The organism is Flavobacterium sp., assembly GCF_049318185.1.
GTDB lineage: Bacteria > Bacteroidota > Bacteroidia > Flavobacteriales > Flavobacteriaceae > Flavobacterium.
The window spans coordinates 1-8,651 of record NZ_JBMOGV010000099.1; the positions used below are offsets into that span (position 1 = coordinate 1).

Sequence of the window (8,651 nt, forward strand, 5' to 3'; positions counted from 1 at the left end):
AAAAATCAATATCAGAAATATGTGTACAAACCGAATCTAAAAAGTGTCTGTCGTGAGAGACTACAATTACTGTATTATCATAATTGGCTAAGAAATTTTCTAACCAACTAATGGTTTCAAAATCCAAGTCATTGGTTGGCTCATCCATTACTAATACATCTGGATTTCCGAAAAGGGCTTGAGCTAAAAGAACGCGAACTTTCATTTTTCCTTCCATCTCACTCATCAAAGTATAATGCATATCGGCAGTAATCCCTAGATTTGAAAGCATAGCACCAGAATCAGATTCTGCATTCCAACCATTCATTTCTTCAAACTGCACTTGCAACTCTCCTATTCTATCGGCATTTTTATCATCATAATCGGCATACAAAGTATCCATTTCAGATTTTATGGCAAACAAGACTTTGTTACCCATCATAACAGTTTCTAACACAGTATGCTCATCAAACATGTTATGATTTTGGTTAAGTACTGACATCCTTTTTCCAGGTTCTAGAAAAACTCGTCCTGAAGTTGGGTCAATATCTCCAGCTAAAATTTTAAGAAAAGTAGATTTCCCTGCACCATTAGCGCCAATAACACCATAACAATTGCCTTGAGTAAAAGTTGTATTTACTTCGTCAAATAAAATTCTTTTACCAAACTGAACTGATAAATTAGAAACTGTAAGCATGAATTATAAGTTTGTTAAATTTTGTGCAAAAGTAGTGAATAGAGTTTAGTATTTGTTATCATAGGTTCAGATTTTTACTCTTCTTTATTTAACTATTGATTAACAGAATAATTCAATTCATCTAAATATTTTTGTCAATTAGTTTTATAAGCATGTTATCTTTAAAAAATATAAAATTTATAAGTTTTATTATTCCAATTGTTACTCTTTTTTGTTCATGTAAAAATGAATTTAAAGGTAGTGATTATGTTGCCTATTTTGGCGGTGAAATTGTTAATCCAAAAAATACTTATGTGCTGTTCTGCAAAGACAATGAAGTAATTGATACTTTAAAACTAGACAAAAATAATCGTTTTTTTATTCTGTTTGACTCACTTGCTCCTGGAATGTACACTTTTAAGCATGAAAGAGAATATCAATATGTTTATTTTGATAAAAATGACAGTATCATGGTTAGAGTCAATTCCAAGGATTTTGATGGTTCGGTTGTTTTTTGTGGTCGTGGAGATCAGAAAAACAACTTCCTAATAGAACAATATCTTAAGAATGAAAAGGATAAAAATAGTATGTTCCCAATATGGGATTATGATGTAAATAAATTTAGTTATTCTATTGATTCATCTTATCAAGTTGCCAATAAATTTTATTCCGCTAGAAGAGAAGAAATTAAATGGAGTGATGAATTTAATGAATATGCAAAAGCTGCTCTAGATTATCAATATTACTCTAAGAAAGAATTTTATCCAATTATTCATAAGATGAGAACTGGTAAAGATGTATTTGAAAGTTTGCCGAAGGACTTTTATAGTTTTAGGAAAAATATTGACTGTAACAATGTTGTTCTAGCCTTCTATTCGCCATTTGTGATGTACTTAACTCAAATGTTAAATAACATGGGAGCGATTAATTATCATAACCATTTTTCTGAAGCTGATTTATCTTTGAAGACCAATATCAATAAAATGAATATTGCAGATACTCTAATAAAAAATATAAAGGTAAAAAATACAGTTTTAAACACTATCGCTTTTCAATATCTTCTAGAAGATCAAAATATTGTAAATAATAATATATTTATTGATACTTACTATAAATATTCTACTGATAAGAGTTATGAAAATGAAATCTTGAAAATTGGGAATGCTATTCAATTATTAAAACCAAATTTTGAATTACCTATTGTAAAACTAATCGATAAAAACAGAATTGAAATTACATCAGATAAAGTAATTACAAAAAAATCGGTAATATTTTTTTGGACCAATAGTGCCAAATCGCACTTAGAAGCAGCCCATAAAAAAATATTTACTTTAAAAACAAAATACCCAAATTATGATTTTATTGCCATAAATATAAATGACTCACAAGAAGATTTTGAAAAAGTTTTATCTGATTATAACTTTAAAGGAATTTCAGAATTAAGATGTCCTAATTTTGAAGGCATTAAATCAAAATGGGCTATCAATAAAATCTACAGAGCTATTGTTACTGGAAATAATGGAAAAATAAAAAATGCATTTACCAACATTTTCGATGTGCACTTTGAGGATAGTTTGAACTAATAAATAAAGGGCTTTCATCAGAAAACCCTTTTTATACTATCATTTTTTATTGATTTCCTTTAGCATAATCCGCTAAAAATTGAGCTAAACCAATATCTGTTAATGGATGTTTTAGCAATCCTAAAATTGAAGATAATGGACCAGTCATAACATCTGCACCAATTTTTGCGCAGTTTACAACGTGCATTGTATGACGAATAGACGCTGCTAAAATTTGAGTTTCAAAAGCATAGTTATCATAGATATCACGAATTTCTTGTATCAACGCCAAACCGTCAGTAGAAATATCATCTAATCTTCCTAAGAAAGGCGAAACATAAGTAGCCCCAGCTTTTGCAGCCAACAATGCTTGACCCGCAGAAAACACTAAAGTAACATTAGTTCTTATCCCTTTATCTGAAAAATATTTACACGCTTTTATTCCTTCTTTTGTCATAGGTAATTTTACTACGATTTGTTCGTGCAATTCAGCTAATTCTTCACCTTCTTTAATCATTCCTTCATAATCAGTAGCAATTACTTCTGCACTAACGTCACCATCAACAATGTTACAAATGTCAACATAGTGTACTAGAATATTATTTTTTCCTGTGATGCCTTCTTTAGCCATCAACGAAGGATTAGTGGTAACGCCATCTAGAACTCCAAGCGCTTGTGCTTCTTTAATTTCGTTAAGATTGGCAGTGTCGATAAAAAATTTCATAATTTAGTTGTTTATATAATGTATAAGTTGTTTTTCAAAATTAAAATACAAAAGTACAACAGCAAATTTGAAATTGAAACTTATTTCTCATCAAAAAATTCATACCATTTTCCTTATTGCTAATCACTAAGTTTATAATAATTCATCAACATACTTTCATAAATTCTATCGGGTAAAATTCGTTTTAATACAATAGAAAATTTTTGCATAAAAGCACCCACTTTGTAATGCAATTTTGGGCTTTTATCATTAATGATTTGATAAATTACTACGGCTAAATCGGTTGGATCACCACCAGTATGCATATGTGAATTCATCTTATTTAAAGTATTCTTATAAGGTGTTTCATAAACAGAACCTTCAATAAATGGAGCGTGATAACGATGCGAGGCTATATCTGTTGCAAATTCTCCTGGTGCCACATTAACTAAATTGATTCCAAATGGTTTCACTTCGATACTAATAGCTTCTGTAACTATTTCTAAGGCTGATTTTGAAGCAGAATATATTCCACGATAAGGCAATCCCATGTAACCAGCAATAGACGTAATATTGATTATCAACCCCGATTTTTGTTTACGCATATTAGGCAAAACAGCTTTTATAACTTCTATGGGACCAAAAAAATTAGTTTCAAAATTGTTTCTCATTTCATCTGTTGGTGTTTCTTCTATAGGTCCAGTTATTCCAACTCCAGCATTGTTTATTACAATATCTATACTTTTTGATAAGGCGACAACTTTCTCAACAGCATTTTTAATACTCTCCACATTTCGAACATCAAGTGCTATTAAAGGAAATATAGAATTTGATATTTTTTCTGGATTTCTGCTTGTTCCATAAACGGTATAACCTTTATGAAATAAAAACTCACCAACTGCTTTTCCAATTCCTGATGAACCACCCGTGATTAAAACTACTTTACTCATTAATTATTTTTTATAAAAACTTTACAAAAGCCATCTACCTTATTTAATATATGTATTGACTTAACCATTCAAACTATGGTTTGAAATTTAAAGTTTAAAGATAAAAACTAAAAGTAATTTTTGATATCTTTTTTCTAAAAACTAAAATAATAAATTCAGATGTTGTTATAAAAAAAAATCCGAACCAAGTTCGGAATAAAAATGGCAAGCTACCTACATCGCACCGCTACAACCACATACCTTTGCTATGTTCCCATCCTGGAGGATTTTGCAGGAGCTGGTCGTGTAGGACTTGCCAGTGCAAATATACAATCTTTTTATTTTTTTGCAAGAATTTGATAGCTTTATAAATATATTTGTATGTAAAAAATAAATTCCACAAAATGAAACTTTATAATCCCCTAATTACTATTTTATTAGCTTTTAACATTGTTGGCTGCAATGATAGTCAAAAAGAAAGAGAGAACTATTTCAGTTTCGATGATAGCGCAATAAAGCCTATGTATCAAGTAACAGAAAAAGTTGATTTAACTTTATTAAATCCAAAAAACAAAACCATTGACAGTATTGTATATTATGCTAATGACAATAGAGTTAAGTCTGTAAAAGGCAATGAAAAATTCACATTAGATTCAAGAGGAATAAAATTAGGTTATCAAAATATTAAAGCTTTAGTTTATTTTGAAGGCGATACAGTTTCTACCAAAACGAGAGTTGAAATTTCCTCAAATGTTATTCCGAAATTATTTAAGTATTCAGTAGTTAATACCTATCCACATGATGTTGATGCTTTTAACGAAGGATTTGAATTTTTTCGTGATACTTTGATCGAAAGCACTGGACAAAATGGTAAATCTTATTTTGCAAAAATTGATTATAAAACTGGAAAATCATATAAAAAAGTTAGTATTGACCAACAATATTTTGGCGAGGGAATTACAGTTATTAATAATAAAATATACCAACTTACATGGCAGAATGAAAAAGGTTTTATTTATGATGCTAACACCTTAAAAAAATTAAGAACATTTACTTTTGATAAAAAAGTTGAAGGATGGGGAATGACTAATGATGGAAAAAATATCTATCATTCAGATGGAACAGAAAAAATTTGGACTATGAATCCTGATACCCAAAAATTAACTGATTTTATTAATGTGTATACTAATGATAGTAAAATCAAAAGCATAAATGAATTAGAATGGATAAACGGTAAAATCTTTGGTAATATTTGGCAAAAAGATGCTATAGCCATAATTAATCCAAAAACTGGAGCTGTTGAAGGTGTAATGGATTTATCAGCTTTACGAGCTAAAGTAACAAATAAAGAAGCAGAAGTATTAAACGGTATAGCTTACAACAAAAAAACAAATACCATCTTTGTTACAGGGAAGAACTGGAATAAAACTTTTGAAATTAAACTATTGAATTAAATGCAAAAAAAAACCGAGCAAAATTGCTCGGTTTTAAAAAAAAATATAATTAATTAATCTTTTTGAGATTTCACAGCTAAAGTATAGATAACTAAACCGAAACCAATTTTGTTAATTGCATCTGCAATGTTGTAAGCAACATCTACATTACCTTTTCCAAATATGCTTGTGTACCAACCTTCAGTACCTAGCATATATCCTAAAGGATAAATAGCCCATCCTACTAATACAAACCAACACAAAATTTTGTGAGCAGCTAAAACATTTCCACCAGCTTCTTTTGCTAATTTAGAAGCACTTCCTAACCAAATTTCATAAGCAATTGCAAAATAAGCAACACCTGAAATGAATCCCCAAACCTGAGCACTTTCTGGATAAACAGCTTCTCCAAAATAACCAGTTACTAACATAACTACTGAATAGAAAATCATTTTCCATAGTAAATTTTGTTTTGCGCCAGCAACTTTTAAAATTAAATAAAACTCAAGACACATTAATGGCACTGTTAAAATCCAGTCAACATATCTAAAGAATGTTGGAGACTCATTGAATGAAGCCCAATAATCTCTCATGTAATAATAGTGAACTGCTGCAATAAAGGTAATTAAACCCGAAACTAATACAGAAGTACGCCACTTTTTATCAAACTGGTTAAGTGATAAAAAGAAAAAAGCTGAAGCAGCCATCATAGCCATACAGCCAACAAAAAAAGTAAATCCAACATAATCTGTTGGTAACATTTTAGCAATCAATGCTGTTGATGAAATAAAATTTGTCATAAAATAATGGTTTAAATTGATTAATTGTTTAAACAAAGCTAAAAAAATTGAAACAAATAAAAAAATTTTTTAATTGTTTTTTTATATTTATATTTAAAAATTATTTAAAATAGTATGTCTAAAATTACAAATTTATCAATACTAACAAGCTTTTTAGGTTTGTGGCTCACTTCATTCATAAAAAATGAAACTCAATTTATTGTAGGTTTTATATTAATATTATCGTTTGGGATTGTGCATGGTGCTAATGATTTACTCTTAATAAAAAAAATATATAAAGAGGAGTCTAAATCATATTGGAAAACATTATTTAATTATTTAATAGTGATATTCATTGCAGTACTATTATTTAGCTTTATTCCTTGGCTAGCAATGCTTTTATTTATAATTGTTAGCAGTTATCATTTTGGAGAACAACATTGGGAAAATAAAAATTTGTATGATCATAAAATTATAAACACTTTATTCTATACAACATATGGCTTATTTATTTTATTGTTATTATTTCAATTTCACAATAATGAAGTTATAGCTATAATGCTTGGAATAACAGGAATAGAATTTACATTTATTAGTATTTCTTTACTATTAAAACTTAACGGTTTTTTATTAGCAGCTTTGTTTAGTTATAACTATTTTAGTAGTAAAGTATTTCAAAAAATATTGGTTGTTGAAATATTGTATCTTATAGTTTTCGCAATTATTTTTAAAGTTGGTGATTTAATTTGGGCTTTTGTAATTTATTTTATTTTTTGGCACAGCATACCTTCACTGCTTGATCAAATAAAATTTTTATACGGTAAAGTATCACTTAAAAATTTTAAGGCATATTGTAAATCGGCTTTTCTTTATTGGTTAATTTCATTATTTGGTATAGTAGTTTTGTATTTTTTACTTAAAGATTATAAAATATTTGATTCTATATTCTTTTCTTTTTTAGCAGCTATAACTTTTCCACATGTTTTTGTAATAGAGAGAATGTTCAATTTAAAACATAAAAAAACCGAGTAATAACTTACCCGGTTTTTATAGCTTATTTTTAAAAGTTGTTATTTCACTTCCTCAAACTCTACATCTTGTGTATTATCACCTTGAGCTTCTGGTTGTGATGGAGCTTCTTGAGCTTGACCTGCATCACCTTGAGCATACATAGCTTCTGTTGCAACTTTCCATGCGGCATTAATATTATCAAGCCCTTTTTGAATAGCTTCTAAATCTTGTGATTGGTGCGCCATTCTCAATTCAGTTAAAGCAGCTTCAATTCCTACTTTATGATCGTCAGTTAATTTATCTCCTAATTCTTTTAATTGACTTTCTGTTTGGAAAATCATACCGTCAGCTTCATTCAATTTATCTGCTTTTTCTTTAGCTACTCTATCGCTTTCCGCATTCATTTCAGCATCTTTTTTCATTCTTTCGATTTCTTCTGGAGTTAAACCAGAGGAAGCTTCGATACGAATGTCATGTGATTTTCCTGAACCTTTATCAGTAGCCGAAACTTTAATAATTCCGTTAGCATCAATATCAAAAGTAACTTCAATTTGAGGAACTCCTCTTGGTGCTGGTGGAATACCATCTAAGTGAAAACGACCGATTGTCTTATTGTCTGCTGCCATAGTTCTTTCTCCTTGAATTACGTGGATTTCAACACTTGGTTGGTTATCTGCAGCTGTAGAGAATACTTGTGATTTTTTGGTTGGAATAGTAGTGTTAGACTCAATTAATTTAGTCATTACATTTCCCATAGTTTCAATTCCTAATGATAAAGGCGTAACGTCTAATAACAATACATCTTTTACATCTCCAGATAAAACGCCACCTTGAATAGCTGCACCAATAGCAACCACTTCATCAGGATTTACTCCTTTTGATGGTTTTTTACCAAAGAATTTTTCAACTTGTTCTTGAATAACTGGTATTCTTGTAGAACCTCCAACTAGGATTACCTCATCAATATCCGAAGTTGATAAACCAGCATCTTTCAAAGCCTTAGCAACAGGCTCCATAGAACGTTTAACTAAAGATTCTGCTAATTGTTCAAATTTAGCACGAGTTAAACTTTTAACTAAGTGTTTTGGACCAGTAGCAGTCGCAGTAACATAAGGCAAGTTAATTTCTGTTTGTGTAGAAGAAGATAACTCAATTTTTGCTTTTTCGGCAGCTTCTTTTAAACGTTGTAATGCCATTGGGTCTTTACGCAAATCGATACCTTCTTCGGTATTAAATTCGTTAGCCATCCAATCTATAATTACTTGGTCAAAGTCATCGCCACCTAGGTGAGTATCACCATTTGTTGATAACACTTCAAATACTCCGTCACCTAGTTCTAGAACAGAAATATCAAAGGTACCACCACCTAAATCGTAAACTGCAATTTTTTGGTCAATTCCTTTTTTATCTAAACCATAAGCCAATGCTGCTGCTGTTGGTTCGTTGATGATGCGCATAACTTTTAAACCTGCAATTTCACCAGCTTCTTTTGTAGCTTGGCGTTGTGCATCATTAAAGTAGGCTGGAACCGTAATAACTGCTTCTGTTACTGTTTGACCTAAGTAGTCTTCGGCAGTTT

General features: G+C 30.0%; 8 protein-coding genes and 1 other RNA gene. 3 read left to right on the forward strand and 6 right to left on the reverse strand.

Annotation, left to right across the window (positions count from 1 at the left end; translation table 11 throughout):
- Positions 1–676 (reverse strand): ABC-F family ATP-binding cassette domain-containing protein (locus ACOYLT_RS08975; RefSeq protein ID WP_422853521.1); only part of this gene is annotated, 676 nt, incomplete at its 3' end.
- A 152-nt stretch (positions 677–828) separates the two neighbouring features.
- On the opposite strand from ACOYLT_RS08975, the gene ACOYLT_RS08980 reads away from it, so the two are divergent.
- Complete coding sequence (locus ACOYLT_RS08980) at positions 829–2,238, forward strand: hypothetical protein (RefSeq protein ID WP_422853522.1); 1,410 nt, start codon at positions 829–831, stop codon at positions 2,236–2,238.
- 46 nt (positions 2,239–2,284) lie between these two features.
- On the opposite strand, the gene fsa is transcribed toward ACOYLT_RS08980, so the two are convergent.
- The 3 genes from fsa to ffs form a co-directional block, all read right to left on the reverse strand.
- Positions 2,285–2,941 carry a fructose-6-phosphate aldolase gene (fsa, locus tag ACOYLT_RS08985; RefSeq protein WP_422853523.1) on the reverse strand — a complete coding sequence of 219 codons (657 nt, stop codon included), beginning with the start codon at positions 2,939–2,941 and terminating at the stop codon, positions 2,285–2,287.
- 119 nt (positions 2,942–3,060) lie between these two features.
- On the reverse strand, positions 3,061–3,870 hold the full coding sequence (locus ACOYLT_RS08990) for an SDR family oxidoreductase (protein WP_422853524.1): 810 nt from the start codon (positions 3,868–3,870) through the stop codon (positions 3,061–3,063).
- A gap of 199 nt (positions 3,871–4,069) precedes the next feature.
- An RNA gene (gene ffs, locus ACOYLT_RS08995) (signal recognition particle sRNA small type) lies at positions 4,070–4,168 on the reverse strand.
- A gap of 85 nt (positions 4,169–4,253) precedes the next feature.
- Between ffs and ACOYLT_RS09000 the strand changes: the two genes are divergently transcribed.
- Positions 4,254–5,303 (forward strand): glutaminyl-peptide cyclotransferase, encoded by a 1,050-nt coding sequence (locus ACOYLT_RS09000; protein WP_422853525.1) that lies wholly within the window; start codon positions 4,254–4,256, stop codon positions 5,301–5,303.
- Positions 5,304–5,356: 53 nt separating this feature from the next.
- On the opposite strand, the gene ACOYLT_RS09005 is transcribed toward ACOYLT_RS09000, so the two are convergent.
- Complete coding sequence (locus tag ACOYLT_RS09005; protein ID WP_422853526.1) at positions 5,357–6,082, reverse strand: bacteriorhodopsin-like; 726 nt, start codon at positions 6,080–6,082, stop codon at positions 5,357–5,359.
- A gap of 114 nt (positions 6,083–6,196) precedes the next feature.
- Between ACOYLT_RS09005 and ACOYLT_RS09010 the strand changes: the two genes are divergently transcribed.
- Positions 6,197–7,093: a Brp/Blh family beta-carotene 15,15'-dioxygenase gene (locus ACOYLT_RS09010; RefSeq protein ID WP_422853527.1), complete on the forward strand. Its 897-nt coding sequence runs from the start codon at positions 6,197–6,199 to the stop codon at positions 7,091–7,093.
- A gap of 38 nt (positions 7,094–7,131) precedes the next feature.
- Here the strand turns inward: ACOYLT_RS09010 and dnaK are convergent.
- Positions 7,132–8,651: molecular chaperone DnaK (gene dnaK, locus ACOYLT_RS09015; RefSeq protein ID WP_422853528.1), on the reverse strand; the 1,520-nt coding region annotated here is incomplete at its 5' end.